We start from the raw sequence: 17356 nt of genomic DNA, 5'->3' as shown, positions 1-17356 counted from the left end.
CAGGCCGTCATAGCAGAGCCGATCCCGCACCTCCAGCGGTCCGCCTCGACCACCCGGAAACAGGCTGCTAGGCTGCCAGCAACAGGAGGAACGCCATGCTCAGCAAGGCCCAGATCGAGGCATACAACGAAGTCGGCGCGATCGTCGTGCCCGACGTCCTGACCGCGAACGAGGTTCGCACCCTCAGCGAGGTGACGAACGGCTTTGTCGAGCGCGCCCGCGGCCTGACCGGCCACACCGACATCCTTGATCTCGAGGACAGCCATACCGCGGACAACCCGCGCGTCCGCCGCATCAAGGCCGCGCACCTGCACGATCCGGCCTATGCCGCGCTGACTCGGCACCCGAAGATCATTGCCGTGCTGCAAGACCTCTGGGGTGCGGATATCCGCTTCGACACCGCCAAGCTGAACATGAAATGCGCCGGTTTCGGCGCGCCGGTGGAGTGGCACCAGGACTGGGCCTTCTATCCCCACACGAATGATGCCCTCGCCGCCGTGGGCGTCATGTTCGACGACATGGCGATGGAGAACGGACCGCTGATGATCATCCCCGGCAGCCACCGGGGGCCGACCTTCGACCACCATGCCGACGGCGTATTTTGCGGCGCGATGGACCCGTCCCGCAACGACGTCGACTACACCAAAGCCGTCCCGCTGACCGGCGCGGCGGGATCGATCACCGTGCACCACGTCCGCGCCGTGCACGGCTCCGCCCCCAACGTCTCCGACCGCGACCGCCGGCTGCTGCTGTTCCAGTTCCGCGCCGCCGACGCCTGGCCGATCCTCGGCTTCCCCGGCGGCATCGAGGCTTTCGATGCGCTGATGGTCGCCGGCCGGCCGAGCGAGCCGAGGCTGGCGGCCGCGCCGGTGCGGCTGCCACTGCCGCCCGCCACGCTGCAAGGATCGCTGTATGAGAATCAGAAGGGCATGAAGACCCGCTTCTTCGCCTCGTCAGCTCCTGTGGGGTCGGATCGCGTGGGGCAGGTTTCCGCGCGGGAACCGGAGCTTGCGCGGTGACCCAGCCGCCGCCGGTGGAACTGATCTTCGACCAGACGCCGCATCCATTCGGCAACGGACCGGTCGATCCCGTGGTGTATGATGCCTCGATCGCGGCGCTGCGTCAGCGGACGGTGAACTTCGCCGCCAAGCGCTATGCCGACATGATGTTTGTCAGCGGCCTGGACCGTGCCACCGCCGACCGGCATTTCCGCCTGCGAGCCGCTCCGTCGCCGGCTGGTCTGGACGCGAGGCCGGCCGGCCTTGATATCCAGGCGGAAGCCCAGGCAGCCTTTGCGGCAGGGCACATCGTGATCGACGCGGATATGACGGAGCGGCGCGCAACAGTGCGCTGGAGCGATGCGTCGTTCAGCCGTCCGGTCATCGGCAATGCCGTCGCGCGTGCTGGCTACGGCGGCATCCTGCTTGGGCCGCACACTGCCCCGGCGTTCACGCCAAACCCGATCGCGCGACGGTTTCCCGACGCCGGCGCGTCCTGGCCGCGGGGTGACGCGGTGGAGCGGCCCGCATCGCCGCCGGCCGCTCTGGCCGGGGCGTTGGACGCTTTCTTCGCCAGTTCGCCTGGCGCCTACGGCGTGCTGGTGGCCGGCCCGGATCGCGTGCTGGCGGAGCGGTACAGCGCCTTCGGTCACCCGGAGCGGGCGACGCCAAGCTGGTCGATGACCAAGGCGATCACCTGCACGGTGCTCGGCCGGATGATCCATGACGGCTGGCTGGGATCGATGCACGATCCGGCACCGGCGCCGCTGTGGTCCGATCCGCGCGGCATCCATCGCCTGATCACGCTGGATCATCTGGTGCGCATGCGCTCCGGCCTCGGCTTCCCGGTGCGGCACGAGGATGGCCAAGTGACCATCGGGTTCGAGAATAGCGCCGTTTATCAGGACGCCGGCGATGCGTACGAGGCGGCGCAGCGATCCATCGTCGCCACTGTGCCCGGCGCGGTGTTCCGCTATGTCAATAGCGGCATGAACGTGCTGGGGTCGGTCATCCGCAACCAGATCGAGCGCCACGGCCTGCCGTATCACCAGACGGCGTACGGGCTGCTGGTGGATCGTCTGGGGATGCGCAGTTATCAGCACTCGGCCGATTTGGCGGGCAACCTGATTGCCTCGGGCGCCGGGTTCGCCACCCTGCGCGACTATGCCAGGCTTGGCGTTCTGTATCTGAACGACGGGGTCTGGAACAACGAGCGGATACTGCCGCCAGGCTGGGTCGATTACGCGTTGACCGCCACCCATACCGGCACCAGCTACGCCGCCTGCTTCCGCACCAACGCCGACCGGCTGTTTCCCGACCTGCCGTTGGATACGGCCTGGGCGTCCGGTGCGTCGGACCAGCGGATTTTCATCCTGCGACGTCACCGGCTGACCGTCGCGGTGTCGAACGAGACTGATCACAAGATGGACCTGTCAGCGCTCAATCGCCTGGTCGCGACCGCGGTCGACTGCTTCGCCTGATCCCTTGGAACAAGGAACCGTGCCATGACCATTGTCCGCAATGTCGCGCGTGAGAAGCTGGAACAGGGGCACCTGTCCCTCGGCGTCGGCATCCGCATGACCCGTACGGTGGAAGTCGCCAAGGCGATGGCCGTCGCCGGGTTTGACTGGCTGTTCCTGGACATGGAGCATGGCGTGATGTCGCTGGAAGCCTGCGCGCAGATCGCCGTGGCGGCGCTGGATGCCGGCATCGCGCCGATCGCCCGAGTGCCGAACGGGCAGTATGCCATCGCCACCCGCGCGCTGGACAACGGCGCGCTGGGCATTGTCATGCCGCATGTCGATACCGCCGCCGAGGCGCGGGAGGTGGTGGAGAAACTGAAATACCCGCCGATCGGCCACCGCTCGGTCGGCGGGTGGGGACCGCATTACCAGCTTGGCAAGCTGACCACCGGCGATGCGGTGAAGGCGCTGAACGCAGCCAACCTGACAGTGGTGATGCTGGAAACGCCGACCGCGATCGCCAACGCCGACGAGATCGCGGCCGTCCCTGGCGTCGATGTCCTGCTGATCGGGTCGAATGATCTGTGCGCGGAAATGGGCATCCCCGGCGACTTTGGCAACGATCGCCTGGCCGACGCCTACGGCAAGATGATTGCCGCCTGTGGGAGGCATGACAAGTTTCCCGGCATGGCGGGCATCTACAACGAGGCGATCATGCCGCGTTACATCGAGATGGGCGCGCGTTTCATCCTGTCCGGACAGGATGGGTCATTCATGATGGCCGGCGCGCAATCCCGCACGGGATTCCTGCGCAAGGCATTGGGAAAGTAACGGCGGGGAGGTCATCGTCCGTCAGTTCCACCGTCCGCTGCACCGCTTTTGGGTTGGCTACATGGTCTGAAAGCGGTCCCGCTCCTTCGCACGATTCACGCTTTGAACCTCCGCTTAGCGTGATCGTGCTCCGGTCATTTCGCCATGCTGGGCATATGCTCGCGCAGCACCTGGTTCATCAGCGCCTGCCATCCGGGCCCGTTGCCCCGGTAGGCGTCCAGCACATCGACATCAAGCCGCAGCGTCTGGTTGACCTTCTTGTCCGCCTTCGCCGGCCGCCCGCGGCCGCGCTTTACCGTTTCGGCGGCGGCGGGGCCAAAGATCTCCTCGAACACCTCCAGTGCAGGACGCGCATCACGGATTTCATCTTGCGTCCATTCAGGGTTCGCATCATCGGGCCGGGAAGCCCGGTCATCGTCTTGCTTCGTCATACCACCGTACCTCCTTCTCGTTCGCCCGGCGCAGGCTAATCACATGCACGGCGTCATTCCGATATGTCACCACGGCCATGTGCAGGCGTGCGCCAAGAAAACCCATCACGCGCATCCGCCGTTCACCGTAGTCGCGGCGGATATCTTCCCGTGCAACCGCCGTTTCCCATTCGAGATCGGCGACAAGGTCGAACGGCAGGCCGCGTTCTGCGATGTTCCTGGCATTCTTGACCGGGTCGAACGTGATCCGCATTATCGTGTAAGCCATTGCTTGGAGTGGGTCAAGGATAAAAGCTGTAGCAAGAAATACGGCGTCAGCGCCTATCCCGTCAATTCAGCAAGCTGTCCTGACTGGTTTTCTCCCGCCGGTGTCGGCGCATGCACCAATATGTCGCCCAGCTTGTCGATCAGGTAGTCGGCGTCCGAAGGATCGACGGTATCCACCAGGGTCAATACCCGGCTGATCACGCGCGCGCGGAAACGCTCCAGGTCGCGGGCGTTCCCATCGAACCCGGTCTCGGCGACCACATCGACCGCGGCACGCACGGCGGCGAACAACGACTGTGGCAGCGTCGCCTTCCGATACAGCGCGTCCAGGCCCCGCCGGCTCGGCTCATGGATCAGCACCTGCGCGTTGGCGAGCGGAATGTCGCCTCTGACCGCCATCGACGCCTCAAAGAAGGCGATGTCCCCGGTGCACAGCGCGCGCAGCATCAGGGACGGCGTCAATCGCCCGTTGTGGTGCATCTGCGTCACCATCCGCTGCAGGTCTTCCTCGGAAGAACCCAGGCTGAGATGGATGATCGCATGCTCGCGGGAGGCCAGGACGATGTCGGCCGCCGCCGCCGGCGACAAGGCGTGCACCTTGACCAGATGCGCCTGCAATTCGGTCGATACCAGGCTGACCAGCCGTTCGGAGACAGTGATCGGCAGGCTGTGGCGCATTACCATCGCCTGCTTGACCGGATCGCTTTCGGCGAATCGGGTGACCGCGTGGTTCAGGCTGTCCTCGTCGATGTTCGCTGTCTTGTTCGCCATCAGCGCCACCACCGCCGGCTCCCCGGCATGGGTGATCAGGGCGCCGGACACCGTCTCGGTCAGGTTGGGGCGGCTGGCGATCGTCACCTGCTTGGGCGACGAGCCGTGCCGGACGATCTCGATCAGGTCGTCATCCGTCAGCACCAGGTTGTCGGCCAGCAGGGGCAGGGCGACGGCATCGATGTCGGCCGCCAGCTTCACGGCCACATCGTGCGGCAGATTGCGTGAATGGCGCAGGCCAAGCGAGAGGGCGGCACGGACCTCGGTTGCCAGGTCGCGCGCCAGCAGGCGCACGATGTCTTGCGCCAGCGTAACCTCCCGCGGCGCCAGGCTGACGCCCGAGAGGTTGACCGCGACCTTGTCGGCGATCTCGGCGCGCAGGGCGGGAGAGGGTTCGGACAGCAGCCGGATGACGTCCTGCTGCGTGAGGGAGGCAACCATTCAGCACCTCAGGTTGATTCTGATCGACCCAATCTGCCGAGGACTGATAAACAATGGGTTAACCGAAGCGGCTTTCCTGGACCATTGGCAAGCTGGTTGTCCGCCTGACACTGGTCTGGCCGTTTGCTTGATCGCAGGGGTCATGCGCCTTGAACCTGCCGCTCGACGCGATCACGCTTTAAGAGGTCCGCAGCAAGCGCAGCACCGTGTTCTCTGTCAGGATCTGCGGCAGCACCTCCGGCTGGCCGCCGCCGGCCGGGAAGAACACATAAAGCGGCACGCCGTCGCGTCCATTCTGTCGCAGGAAAGCGGTGATCGCCGGGTCCTGGCGGGTCCAGTCCCCCTTCAGGTAGGCCACGTCGCCGGCGGCGAAGGCCTGTTCTACGGGGCCGGTCGAGATCGCCACCCGCTCGTTCACCAGGCAGGTTACGCACCAGGCCGCCGTCATGTTGACAAACACTGGCCGCCCCTGCGCCCGCAGCTCCGCCAACCGGGACGGCGTGAAGCGCTCACCCGCGCCGGCGACCGGCGCCGAGCCCTCCGGCGCCATCGGTCCGAGCCCATTCAAGCCGAGGGCCGCCGTCAGCACCGCCGCGGCGGCAGTCACCTGGGCGATGCGGCGCATCCGCAACGAACCGGTCTGGCTCGCCCCGAACAGCCACGCCGCGAAGCCAACCAGCACCGCCCCGGCCGCCGTGACCAGGACGCCGGTCGAGCCGGCCTCCTGACTGATGACCCATAGCAGCCAGGCGGCGGCGCCATACATCGGGAAGGCCAGCGCCTGCTTCAGCACCTCCATCCATGGCCCTGGCCGCGGCACCAGCCGTGCCACGCCAGGGAGAGTGGCAAGCGCGACATAAGGTATCGCCAGCCCGAGCCCCATCACCACGAACACGAGGACGGTGACCGCCGGCGGCGCGGCCAGCCCGGCGGCGACCGCCACCCCCATGAACGGCGCGGTGCACGGCGTGGCGACCAGCACCGCCAGCAGGCCGGTAAAGAAGCTGCCCAGATGACCCTGATGGCGCGCCAGGCCGCTGCCGGCGCCGGCCAGCCTTCCGCCAATCTGGAACACACCCGACAGGTTCAGCCCGACCGCCAGCAGCAGCCATGCCATCGCCGCCACGAACAGCGGCGAGGAAAACTGAAAGCCCCATCCGGCCGCCGAACCAGCCCGGCGGGCGATCAGCAGCGCGACGGCGAGCGCAATGAAGGTGACCAGGACCCCAGCCGTGTAGGAAACCGTGTGGTTGCGGTTGCCGTGAACACCGCGGGCCAGCGCCACCGCCTTCATTGCCAGGATCGGGAACACGCATGGCATCAGGTTCAGGATCAGCCCGCCGAACAACGCGAAGGCCAACACCTGGGGCAAGGGCGGCAGTGCCGGCGCGGGCGCCGGTCCGGGCGCCGCCTGGATCAGCACGTCCGCCTGCATTCCGGCGCGGTCGCGCACAGACAGCACGCCGCCAAGACCTTTTGCCGCATCAAAGCCGCCAGCCGGCTTCAGTGCCAGGGTGAAGCCGCCCTGGCGCACCGACAACGGCTGCGCCGCATCGTCCTGGATCCGGTTCGGCTGGTCCGGAATGAACCAGGCGTCGGTCACGGTTGCCTGGGTCAGCTCCGGCCCCTGCACGAACAGCGTGCCGTCCGGTGCGATCCGTGCCGCCCACGGCGAGGCGCGCGGCACCGCCCGGTCATGCGCCCGGAACAGCGGCGCCTGAGCCGAGGGCCTGGGCGCGCCGATCGGCAGGTTGAGCGAGAAATCGCCTTCCTCCGGCACGCAGATATCCTTGCACACCAGCCACTGCGCATGCGCCCGGATCACGCCGGTGGTGGAGGTCAGCGTGACCGGAAGCAGCACCTCGCCGATGTAGGCGTAGGTCATCACCGGCCCTTCCTGGACGCGGCGCGGTGTTGGCCAGTCGATCGGCGAGGCCGTCGCGTTCTGGATGGTCAGGTCCGGCGCCACGCCGGCGTCGCCGGGATTTTTCCAATAGGTGTGCCAGCCATCCGCCAGGCGCAGACGCAGCGCAACGCGGAACGGCGCATTCGGCTGGATCGCATCGGTTTCGGTAACCAGCGTGGCGATCGCGCGCGGACTGGTGACCGGCGCGCTTTCCAGCGCCATCGCGGGCGCTGCGACCAGCACGAACAACACCGCCAGAAGCCACCTCATACGCCCTCCGCCTGCCGGGAACCGTGCAGATATGCACCCGACGAACGCGGTGTGCCAGCCAAGGGACTTACCTTCGCGGATTTTTCGCTCTAGCGTTGCGCCAGGTCAGCGGGGCAACCGCAGTGGGGCAACCGAGGGGAAAACGCGCATGGCGTCCAACAGCTTTGGTGGCGACTGCCTGTCCGGCATCCGCGTCCTGGACATGACGCAGTTCGAGGCCGGCCCCTCCTGCACCGAAACCCTGGCCTGGCTGGGCGCCGAAGTGGTGAAGGTGGAAAATCCCAAGGGCGGCGATCCGGGCCGGTCGCTGGGCGGCAAGCCGGATGTGGACGACCCGTATTTCCTGGAGTTCAACGCCAACAAGAAATCCGTCAGCGTCAACCTGAAGGACCCGCGCGGCCTGCGGCTGGTCAAGGACATGGCGGCGAAGGCCGACGTGATGGTGGAGAACTTTGCCCCCGGCGCGATCGAGCGGCTTGGTCTCGGCGCCGATGTGGTCCGCGCGCTGAACCCGGCGATCGTCTATTGTCAGGTCAAGGGTTTTGGCGAGGGCAGCCCGTATGAGAAGAACCTCGCCTTTGACATGATCGCGCAAGCCTGCGGTGGCCCCATGAGCATTACCGGTGAACTGGATGGCCGGCCGCTGAAGCCTGGGCCATCGCTGGGCGACACCGGGACCGGCATGCTGCTGGCGATCTCGATCCTGGGCGCGTTGTTCCGCCGCGCCAGCACCGGGCAGGGGGACCACCTGCAGGTGGCGATGCAGGATGCCATGCTGCACTACATGCGGATCGCCTTCGCCATGCAGGCACGCACCGGGCGCGCCGCGCCGCGTGCCGCCGACAGCAGCGTGTCCGGCGGCAATCCGCCGATGGGCACCTATCCCAGCCAAGGCGGCGGGCCGAACGATTTCGTCTATGTCTATACCTCCCGCGCCAACCCCGAGCACTGGCGCCGTCTGCTGGCGGTGATCGGGCGCGAGGACCTGGTGGACGACCCACGCTACGCCACCCCCGCCGCGCGCGCCGAACGCAAGCAGGAAGTGGACGCGATGGTCGCCGACTGGACCCGCCAGCACAGCAAGCACGCGGCGATGGAGATCATCGGCGCCGCCGGCATCCCCGCCGGCGCGGTGCTGGACACGATGGAGCTGCACACCGACCCGACGTTCGAGGCCCGCGGCATCATGCAAACCATCGACCACCCGGTTGTCGGACCGTTCAAGATGGTTGGCTGGCCGGTCCGCTTCTCCGGCAGGCCGCCGCCGGTGCGGCCGGCCCCCTTGCTGGGGGTGAACAACGACGAGGTGCTGGCCAACTGGCTGGGACTGGCGGCGGACCAGGTCAGCGCGCTGCGGTCCGACAAGATCATCGGTTAAATCGAGGGAGACAAGAAATGGCGGAACTCACCGGCTCGGAAATCATTGCCCGCTGCCTGGAGAAGGAAGGGATCAAGGATCTTTTCTACATCATGGGTGGCCCGATGCTGCTGGCCGAGGCCACCTGCATCAAGGAAGGCATCCGCATGATCGATGTCCGCCATGAACAGGCGGCGGCGTTCATGTGCCAGGCCTACAGCCGGCTGAAACAGGTGCCGTCGGCCTGCATGGCGGCCTCCGGTCCCGGCGTTACCAACCTGATCACCGGCATGGCCAACGCGCTGGTCGATTGCTGCCCGGTGGTGGCGCTGGGCGGGTCCAGCCCGCTGTCGCAGTTCGGCCGGCAGGTGTTCCAGGAGATCGATCAGGTCGAGCTGATGCGCGGCTGCTGCAAGCACGTCGACCGGCTGGTCAACCTGAAGCGCATCCCGCAGCAGATCAACTTCGCCTTCCAGAAGGCGATGAGCGGCAAGCCGGGTCCGGTGTATCTCGATTGCCCCGGCGACATGCTGTACCAGAAGATCGACGAGAACCTGGTGGACTGGAGCTTTGCCGGCCGGCCGATGCTGGACAGCCGCCCGATGGGCGACCCGCGTCAGGTCGACGCGCTGATCGGCGCGCTGGCCGAGGCGCGGAACCCGCTGATCGTGTCAGGATCGGGGGTGATCTGGTCGCGCGCCTGGGCGGAGATGCAGGCGTTCGTGGAGGCCGCCGGCATCCCGTTCTACACCACGCCGCAGGGCCGCGGCGTGGTGCCGGACGACCATCCCTATTCCTATCTGGCGATGCGATCGGGCGCGTTCCGCGACGCCGACCTGATCATCGTGCTGGGCACGCGGATGAACTACATCATTGGTCATGCCAGCCCGCCTCGGTTCGGGCCGGCGGCGAAGATCGCCCGTATCGATATCGATCCGGCCGAGATCGGCGCCGCCGCCCGCTATGTCGACATCCCCATCGTCGGCGACTGCAAGGCGGTGCTGGGCCAGTTGCTCGCCGGCATCAAGGGCCGGGTAAATCCGGACAGCTACAGCGGCTGGCGCAAGCAACTGGCGGATGGCGAGGTGGCGAAACGCTCCGCCGCCGGCGCCAACAAGCTGCAGGAAGACGGCGACATCCACCCGGTCCGCATGCTGGAAGCGGTGCGCGACTTCGCCAGGCGCGACGCCATCCTGTGCGTCGACGGGCAGGAGACGCTGAACTTCGGCCGGCTGACCATGTCGACCTTCGCGCCGGGACATCGGTTGAACTCCGGGCCGTTCGGCACGATGGGTGTCGGTCTGCCATTCGGCGTCGGCGCCAAGGTTGCCTGTCCGGACAAGCAGGTGATCGTGGTGCATGGCGACGGCTCGATGGGGCTGAACGCGATGGAACTGGATACCGCGATCCGCCACAAGATCCCGATCCTAGTGGTGATCAGCCTGAACGGCGGCTGGACCGGCGATCCGAAGCGGGAAAAGCCCGGCCGCGATCTGGGCTACACGCGCTACGACAAGATCTGCGAGGCGTTGGGCGGCTACGGCGAATACATCACCCAGGTGGAAGACATCGCCCCGGCGCTGGAACGGGCTCAGCGGAAGGTTGACGAGGGGATGGTCGCCCTGGTCAACGTGCGCACCGATTACCGGGCCCGATTCTCCGGGGTGGCGTTCTCGGATTACTCAACCTGATCCGGTGGCCGGTCTCTCCACCTCATGGCGCGCTCTAAGCCATGAGGAAGGGAGACGGATCGACAGGAGGTGTCGCCGCTGGCGGCGTTTCTACAGGGTGATGGTTCGGCTGGTCCGGGTCATCTGCTCAGGTGCCGTTCTGCTGGCCATGAACACGGTTGCCGGCCGCTTCTTCATGGCGCCGGCAATCCCGCGCACCTGACCGTACCCTCATGGCCGGCACCTTCCGCGCGTTCAGCTTGCACGCCAGGCCTTGACCAGGGGCATGATATCATCCGAGTTATAAAGACGTAGCGATTCGGTGCGCGAAATCGTCACGACTCCAGCGGTGGCGCGATAGCTTGGCGGATCGCAGGCTGATGAAGCCCTGGATGCAGGAGACGGTGCGGATGGCCTTTAAAGGTAAGCCACCCGGCAATGGCGCCGGGGATATCTCGAAACAAACCGAGGCGCTGCGTCCGCCCCTGCTGTTGACCCCGAAAGAGGCGGCGGAGGCTCGCCAGATGCGGCGGGCGGGCCTGTCGCCGGAAGCGATTTCGGCGGCGATGGAAAAGCCGCTCGACGAAATCGAGAAGGTCCTGGTGCAGATGCGGATGCCACGACCGGAAACCACGCGCGGAACCTTGAACGTGACCCTGGCGGCGCACCGCCTGATCATGCGGGAGCGTCAGGGAGATGAGCCGATCTGGACGACGGTCGACCGGCTGCTGGATGAACTGCTACGCCTGCGGGCGACGCAGGCGGCACAGTTTCCGGTGGAGCCGGCAACCAGTCGCCGGGGCGGGCGTCGCAGCGTTGGCGATCTGTCCCTGCCATTGCTCGCGGGGCTTGAGCAACAGCCCAATTAAAGCGCGATTGGTTTAGGTTGACCCAGAAGTCGCGCTTTAACCCTTTGTTTGATCGCGTGATTCACGCCTTCTGACTAAGTCAGCCTCAGGCGATCACGCGCTAAAGGCCGGACGCCGGTCAATCCATGATCGCCGCGTGACCCGGCTCCGCGCCCACCGCACCTTTTTTCGGTCCACGCATCAACGGCAGCAGCAACAGCATCGGCAACGCCGTCAGCATCATCAGCTTCCAGTCGTTGTTATAGGCGACGATCTCGGCCTGGTGGGTCAGCATCCCGTTCAGCACCTGAGCGCCGTGCGGGGTTGTCGGCATCAGGCTGGCGGCGGCCCCCTGGAACGCCCGGTTCATCGGCGTAATGTAGCCGGCCAGCACCGAGTGCTCGATCTGCCCGTTCCGCGTCACCAGCGCGCTGGTGACGGAAATCCCGATGGCACTGCCGACATTGCGCAACAGGCTCAGCAGCGCGGTGCCTTCGGTCCGCAGCGCCGGCGCCAACGTCGCGAAGGCGATGACCTGCAAGGGCACGAACACGAAACCCAATCCCGCCCCTTGCACCATCGTGTTGGTGATGACCGTCATGTCGGAGACCGCCGGGGTCCATCCGGTCATGCGATACAGGCTCCAGGCCAGCACGACGATCCCAAGCGCCATCAGCGCGCGCGGGTCGACCTTGTTCGACAGCCGCCCGGAAATCATCATTGCCGCCATCGTGCCGATGCCGCGCGGCGCCATGGCCAACCCCGCTGTCTCCACCGGATAGTTCGCCAGATCCTGCAACCATGGCGCCAGCAGGGCCGACACCGCGAACAGCACCAGGCCCACCGCAAACATCACCAGCAGCCCGGCTGACAGGTTGCGATCCCTAAACACGCTGGCGGTGATGAACGGCTTCTTTTCCGCCGTAAGCATGTGGACAATGAACAGATAGAACCCGAGACCGGCCATCACCGCCTCGATGATGATCTCGGTCGAGCCGAACCAGTCCTGCGTTTCGCCGCGGTCCAGCATCAACTGCAATCCGGCGATTCCCATCGCGAACACGCCGAAGCCGAACCAGTCGAACTTCATGCCCGACCCAGGCTCGGTCCTCGGCAGGCACAGCGCCATGCCGACGGTCGCCGCGACGCCGAATGGCAGGTTGACGAAGAAGACCCAGCGCCAGTTGTAGATTTCGGTCAGATAGCCGCCCAGCGTCGGTCCCAGGATCGGCCCCACCATCACGCCCATGCCCCAGATGGCCATGGCCGAACCGCGCTTTTCCGGTGGATAGATGTTCAGCATGGTGGACTGGGACAGCGGCACCAGCGCCGCGCCGAATACGCCCTGCAGCAGGCGGAAGCCGACCATCTCGGGCAACGATCCGGCGACGCCACACAGCATCGAGGCGGTGGTGAAGCCGATCATCGAGACCAGGTACACCCACTTCAGCCCAAACCGCGCCGATAGCCACCCCACCGGGGCGGTCATGATCGCCGCCGCGGTGATATAGGATGTCAACACCCAGGTGATCTGGTCGGAACTGGCCGACAGGCTGCCCTGCATGTATGGCAGCGCCACGTTGGCGATCGTCGAATCCAGCGATTGCATCAAGGTCGCCATCATCGCGCAGACCGTGATGATCCCGCGATATGGCACCACCTGCTCTTGCTGACCAGACATCGGATGAAGTCCTAGAACAGATCGGACAGGGTTCTGACGTGCCCGGTATCGACGTCGATCTCGGCGCTCATGCCGGCGCGCAGCATCGGGTCACCGGGCTTCATGTCGACCCGCACCCGGACCGGGATCCGCTGCACCACCTTCACCCAGTTGCCTGACGAATTTTCCGCCGGCAGCAAGGAGAAATTCTGATCGGTTGCCGGCGCGATATCCTGCACGGTGCCGTCCCAGGTGCGCCCCGGATAGAGGTCGAAGCTGACGTCGACGTGGTCGCCTTTCCTGGCGTAGGTCAACTGGGTCTCCTTCGGCTGCGCCTCCACCCAGACATGGTCGGTGGAAACCAGACCGAACGCGGCCGAGCTGGCGCCCAGGTACATGCCGATCTGCAGCTTGTTGACCTGGGTGACGATGCCATCATAGGGCGCCCGCACGACGGAATGGTTACGCTCCCGCTGTGCCTCGTTCAGGCGCGACAGGGCCTGCTTGTAGGCGGGCGTGTCCTCGACCTTGATGTCGGGGTTGCCGGCCAGTTTCGCCAACTGGGCGCGCGCCTGGCTTTGCGCGGCGTTCACTGCCTGCTGATCGGCCGCCAGCTTGAAGCGCGCGTCGTCGGTCGCCTGTTGCGTCACGGCATGCATCGCCACCAGCGAGGCCAGCCGGTTGTAGGTGGACTGATCCGAATTCACCTGCTGCTGCTTGGCCGCGGTGTCGCGTAGCGCCGCCTGATAGTCCGCCTTCATCGATTCGATGTTCAGCCGGACCTGCGCCAGATCCGCCTGCGCATTGTCCAAGGCGATCTGGAACTTCAGCGGGTCGAGCCGGAACAGCACCTGACTTTTGGTGACCGCCTCGCCCTCGTGCACCGGAATGGCCGCGACGACGCCGGACACGTCAGTGGACAACGTCATGCTGTCCGCCTGAACATAGGCGTCGTCGGTGTCGGTCCAGCGGCCGCTGGACAGCCAGAAGCCCGCACCGCCGGCAACAACCGCCAGAACGCCACCGGCCATCAGGCTCCAGCGGATGATCGTCTTGCGGGATCGCCCGCGTGCTTTTGGGCGGACGGCGATGTCGCCCTGATAGGCGGAAGCAGCCTGAGACATGAATGAAGCCTTGCGGGTTAGACCGTATGGGAAGCTGATCGTAAGCTAGCTTCTTAGTCTGACTTCGCAAGGCAAACCGTCATGCGCAACCGACGCGGCTTGGATGCGGAAAGGGCAAGGCTGCTTACGCAACCGGGCTGCGGGCGTGGCACGACAAGGCATTGCCCAGCGCCCTCGTTGAGGCTGTTGTGGCATGACACATGTCACCACCGGAGAACTTGACAGGAACCACCTCGGGTTTAACAGGCTTTGACACTGGCCATGCTCGTTATAGGAAACAAAACTTGACTGGATGACCCAAGTTCGTATATATTCCTTTGCAGGATTGCAGTTATTGGCATCTGGTGTCCTGGGCCAGAAGTTAGCCATCGTGGACGAAGTTCGGACGCCGGCCACTGATTGTTTGTTTCCAGTGGTCTGCTCATTTCCTCCGTCTGTCATGAGACATGACCAACTTCGGGGGCAGGATACCGGCTAGCACGCCCTCGCAAGCGGTTTCCGCGACGAACCTGGGCTGGGTTCTCGTGCGTGAGCTCCAGGCGGTGCGTAGCGTCGCGGAAATGGTGAGCATTGTCCGCCATATCTCCTCGATCCCGGTCATCAGGGTCTGGGTCCGATTTAGACCACCGACCCGTTGGCGACCGACCCGTTGGCAACCACGGCGGCGCGATCTTTCCAGTCAATCATCCATCAGACACCACGTCATTGGAGTAGCGATGCGTCAAATCATGAAATCAGTTTTCTGCCTGATCCTGCTAACTTCGGCTGCTGCCGCGCAGTCATCGGGCAACGTTCAGACAAACCTGACGTTGAATGGCGGAATACTGAACGGAACCGTCGCGACCGGCGCGGTGGCAAGTGCGGGAGGAACCACGCAGCTTCTCTCGGCATGGCTGACATCGTTCATCCCGACAGGCGGCGCCGCGGCCGACCTGGGTCCCGCCTACGGCCCCATCCTTGGCGTGTGGCCTAATCTATACTTCGCGCCGTCGCCGGCTTTCAGCGGAACGCCGACGGTGTCTGGCGCCGCAATGGCGCAGATGCAGTTCACCAGGGGTGGATCGCAGTCCACCTTCATCGGGGCGGCTGCCACGAGCATCGGCATTTTATCGTCGGAGAACCTGCCGATCGTGTTCGCGAACAACGGCTACCAGCCGCGTATCTATGTCGATCCCGTCTATGGCAACGTCGGGATCGGGACGATGACGCCTGGCTCCAGGCTGGACGTTGCCTCGCAGTCAATCCTGATTGAGCAGAGATACACGCCGGCTACATCCTCCTCCTCCTGCACAACCGGAATGATCTCATGGGACTTCAACTACGTCTATGTGTGCGTTACCGCGAATACCTGGAAGCGTACCGCGCTGGGTTCGTTCTGATGAAGCGCCTTGCCATCGCTTTTCTGACGCTGCTGGCCAGCGCGTCGGCGCAAGCGTCGCCTTCCCTGACCGGCCCGCTGATCAACGCCGTCACGACCGATGCGCAGAGCTACACCGCCGGGCAGGTCGCCCACGTCATCGCCACCCTGGTCAACAACACCGGGAGCGTGTTCAGCGGAAACCTGGCGGGCGTCATGAGCGGACGTGGGCGCGTGGTCGGGGCGACATCGACCAGTTCCGTCACCGCCTTGGCGATTGGCGCGGCGCAGACCGTTGACCTTGCGTTCCAGATACCGGCCGGCGTCAACGACCATGGCTACCTGGTGAGCCTGACGGCAACGAGTGGCGCCACGACGGTGGACATGGCAGGCGCCGCGTTGGAGGCGTCGGCGGACTGGGCGACGTACCCCCGCGAATGTTTCGTGACGAACTTCACCGCCGGAACCAGCACGCAGGCCCTTGTCGCGGGGCTGAACGCCTGGCACTGCAACGTGCTTCAGTTCTACGATGACAACTTCAAGCATCATCTGCCCTACAGCCCGAATCTAGCTTGGCCGAACCTTTCGAACACGATGATCAGCCGAACGGTCCTCGAGTCCTATATTGGTGCCGCTCATGCCAAGCGGATGGCGGTTTTCAACTATACCTTGTGGAATGGCGCCTATCCCAACTTCTCCACTGACGGCACCGGTCCTTCGCTGTCATGGGGCATGTTCGCGACGAACTGCGCGCCGTCGTGCACGCTGGCGAACATGGCTGGTACGCCGTCGAACGGCGGATCGGGAGGCTTGTTTCCAGCCGGTTGGGCAGCGCCATGGCTGGCGGAGATGGATCCGACCAACGCCGCCTGGATCAGCTACTTTGAAACGGTGAATGCCCCGTTCATCCGCAACCTCGGCTATGATGGCTTGCAGATCGACACCTTGGGTGATCCCGGCAAAGTCTACAACGCGAGCGGCAACGTCATCAACATGACGACGGCGCTGAGCGGATTTCAGAACGCGGTCCGCTCCGCCCTGAACACGCGCGGCGTCATCAACAATGTCTCAGGCTGGGATGAGGCCGATGTCGCGACGAATGCGCAGCAGGATTTCTACTACCGCGAGACCCACCCGGAGTTTGGCGACACGCCGTACTATCCGTCCATCAACGGTCTGACCGCCACGGTCCGCAGCTTTACGAACAAGGGCATAGACCTTCCGATCTACATGGACGACACCTATTCCAATACGGCGAGCTGCATCTCTGGGGGTGGGTCGACGCCCTGCTATTTCAATCTGCCGGGCCTGCTTTACATCGATGCGACGATATTCGCCGCCGGCGCCTACCATGTCTACCTGGCGGACGGCGACCGGTTCATCTCCAACATCTATGTTCCTGGTGCTCAGCTTCTGATGTCTCCGGCCGCCATGCAGTCGGAATATGACTACCAGACATTCGGCGTCGCGATGGAAAAGCTGCTGCGCAGCGCGGTGTCGGATGCAACCCAGCCGGCGGCGATCACGTCCGGGGCAACCGGAGGCAGCACAGGTGCGGCGGGGCAGGTCTATCTGCTTCCGAAGATCCGTCCTGGGCTGCAAATCCTCCATCTGCTGAACTATTCCCAGTTGCCCAGCAACGGCATTCAGGACACCAACGCGAACCAGCCGGCGCCAACACGGCTGGGCGCCATCGGCATCAAGATGTATTATAGCGGCACGCTGACGGGCAGCAATCTGCTGTGGTTCGCCAGTCCCGACGTGAACCACGGGACGCCGCAGTCGCTGTCCTATGCCAAAGGCAGCGATGCAACCGGGACGTACATCACCTTCACGGCGCCGAGCCTGCTGTATTGGGACATGGTCTGGCTTGAGCTGGATGGACTGTCCACGAGTGATTATACGATGCCGTAGCGGCGGCTTCGGGAGGTTTGTCCTGCTCTGGCGTGGCCGGCTGAAAAA

General features: G+C 65.0%; 14 protein-coding genes. 8 read left to right on the top strand and 6 right to left on the bottom strand.

Features of this window, described 5'->3' with window-relative positions; all coding sequences use genetic code 11:
* The first annotated feature begins 95 nt into the window (after nt 1-95).
* From ACQY4S_RS06780 to ACQY4S_RS06770, 3 genes are read left to right on the top strand one after another with little or no spacing between them, the layout of a single operon-like run.
* Nucleotides 96-1019, top strand: a complete 924-nt coding sequence (locus ACQY4S_RS06780; RefSeq protein WP_428484422.1) for a phytanoyl-CoA dioxygenase family protein — start codon at nt 96-98, stop codon at nt 1017-1019.
* Nucleotides 1016-2479, top strand: coding sequence for a serine hydrolase domain-containing protein (locus ACQY4S_RS06775; protein ID WP_428484421.1), 1464 nt, complete (start codon nt 1016-1018; stop codon nt 2477-2479). The genes ACQY4S_RS06780 and ACQY4S_RS06775 overlap by 4 nt, the downstream gene beginning before the upstream one ends.
* A 24-nt stretch (nt 2480-2503) precedes the next feature.
* Complete coding sequence (locus tag ACQY4S_RS06770) at nt 2504-3292, top strand: HpcH/HpaI aldolase family protein (RefSeq protein ID WP_428484420.1); 789 nt, start codon at nt 2504-2506, stop codon at nt 3290-3292.
* 134 nt (nt 3293-3426) lie between these two features.
* On the opposite strand, the gene ACQY4S_RS06765 is transcribed toward ACQY4S_RS06770, so the two are convergent.
* From ACQY4S_RS06765 to ACQY4S_RS06750, 4 genes are all read right to left on the bottom strand, one after another.
* On the bottom strand, nt 3427-3723 hold the full coding sequence (locus ACQY4S_RS06765) for a BrnA antitoxin family protein (protein ID WP_428484419.1): 297 nt from the start codon (nt 3721-3723) through the stop codon (nt 3427-3429).
* The gene (locus ACQY4S_RS06760) at nt 3704-3991 is read right to left on the bottom strand and encodes a BrnT family toxin (RefSeq protein WP_428484418.1); all 288 of its coding nucleotides are present in this window, start codon (nt 3989-3991) and stop codon (nt 3704-3706) included. Before ACQY4S_RS06760 ends, ACQY4S_RS06765 begins: the two co-directional genes overlap by 20 nt.
* A 53-nt stretch (nt 3992-4044) precedes the next feature.
* Nucleotides 4045-5202: a DUF2336 domain-containing protein gene (locus ACQY4S_RS06755; protein WP_428484417.1), complete on the bottom strand. Its 1158-nt coding sequence runs from the start codon at nt 5200-5202 to the stop codon at nt 4045-4047.
* Nucleotides 5203-5380: 178 nt separating this feature from the next.
* Entirely contained in the window at nt 5381-7378 is a 1998-nt protein-coding gene (locus ACQY4S_RS06750) for a protein-disulfide reductase DsbD family protein (RefSeq protein WP_428484416.1), read from the bottom strand.
* A gap of 148 nt (nt 7379-7526) precedes the next feature.
* On the opposite strand from ACQY4S_RS06750, the gene ACQY4S_RS06745 reads away from it, so the two are divergent.
* From ACQY4S_RS06745 to ACQY4S_RS06735, 3 genes are all read left to right on the top strand, one after another.
* On the top strand, nt 7527-8756 hold the full coding sequence (locus ACQY4S_RS06745) for a CaiB/BaiF CoA transferase family protein (RefSeq protein ID WP_428484415.1): 1230 nt from the start codon (nt 7527-7529) through the stop codon (nt 8754-8756).
* A 17-nt stretch (nt 8757-8773) separates the two neighbouring features.
* Nucleotides 8774-10426, top strand: a complete 1653-nt coding sequence (locus ACQY4S_RS06740) for a thiamine pyrophosphate-binding protein (protein ID WP_428484414.1) — start codon at nt 8774-8776, stop codon at nt 10424-10426.
* Between the two features lie 359 nt (nt 10427-10785).
* Nucleotides 10786-11274 (top strand): hypothetical protein, encoded by a 489-nt coding sequence (locus ACQY4S_RS06735; protein ID WP_428484413.1) that lies wholly within the window; start codon nt 10786-10788, stop codon nt 11272-11274.
* Between the two features lie 118 nt (nt 11275-11392).
* Here ACQY4S_RS06735 and ACQY4S_RS06730 read toward each other — a convergent pair whose 3' ends face one another.
* Both ACQY4S_RS06730 and ACQY4S_RS06725 read right to left on the bottom strand, forming a co-directional pair.
* Nucleotides 11393-12934, bottom strand: a complete 1542-nt coding sequence (locus ACQY4S_RS06730) for a DHA2 family efflux MFS transporter permease subunit (protein WP_428484412.1) — start codon at nt 12932-12934, stop codon at nt 11393-11395.
* 11 nt (nt 12935-12945) lie between these two features.
* Nucleotides 12946-14037, bottom strand: coding sequence for an HlyD family secretion protein (locus tag ACQY4S_RS06725; protein WP_428484411.1), 1092 nt, complete (start codon nt 14035-14037; stop codon nt 12946-12948).
* A 728-nt stretch (nt 14038-14765) separates the two neighbouring features.
* Between ACQY4S_RS06725 and ACQY4S_RS06720 the strand changes: the two genes are divergently transcribed.
* Together ACQY4S_RS06720 and ACQY4S_RS06715 are read left to right on the top strand one after the other, a co-directional pair.
* Nucleotides 14766-15416 carry a hypothetical protein gene (locus ACQY4S_RS06720; protein WP_428484410.1) on the top strand — a complete coding sequence of 217 codons (651 nt, stop codon included), beginning with the start codon at nt 14766-14768 and terminating at the stop codon, nt 15414-15416.
* Nucleotides 15416-17308 (top strand): glycoside hydrolase family 66 protein, encoded by a 1893-nt coding sequence (locus tag ACQY4S_RS06715; protein WP_428484409.1) that lies wholly within the window; start codon nt 15416-15418, stop codon nt 17306-17308. Before ACQY4S_RS06720 ends, ACQY4S_RS06715 begins: the two co-directional genes overlap by 1 nt.
* Nucleotides 17309-17356 lie beyond the last annotated feature (48 nt).

This window comes from Rhodopila sp. (assembly GCF_965276935.1).
Classification (GTDB): domain Bacteria; phylum Pseudomonadota; class Alphaproteobacteria; order Acetobacterales; family Acetobacteraceae; genus Rhodopila.
This window is presented reverse-complemented; position numbering and strand designations above follow the sequence as displayed.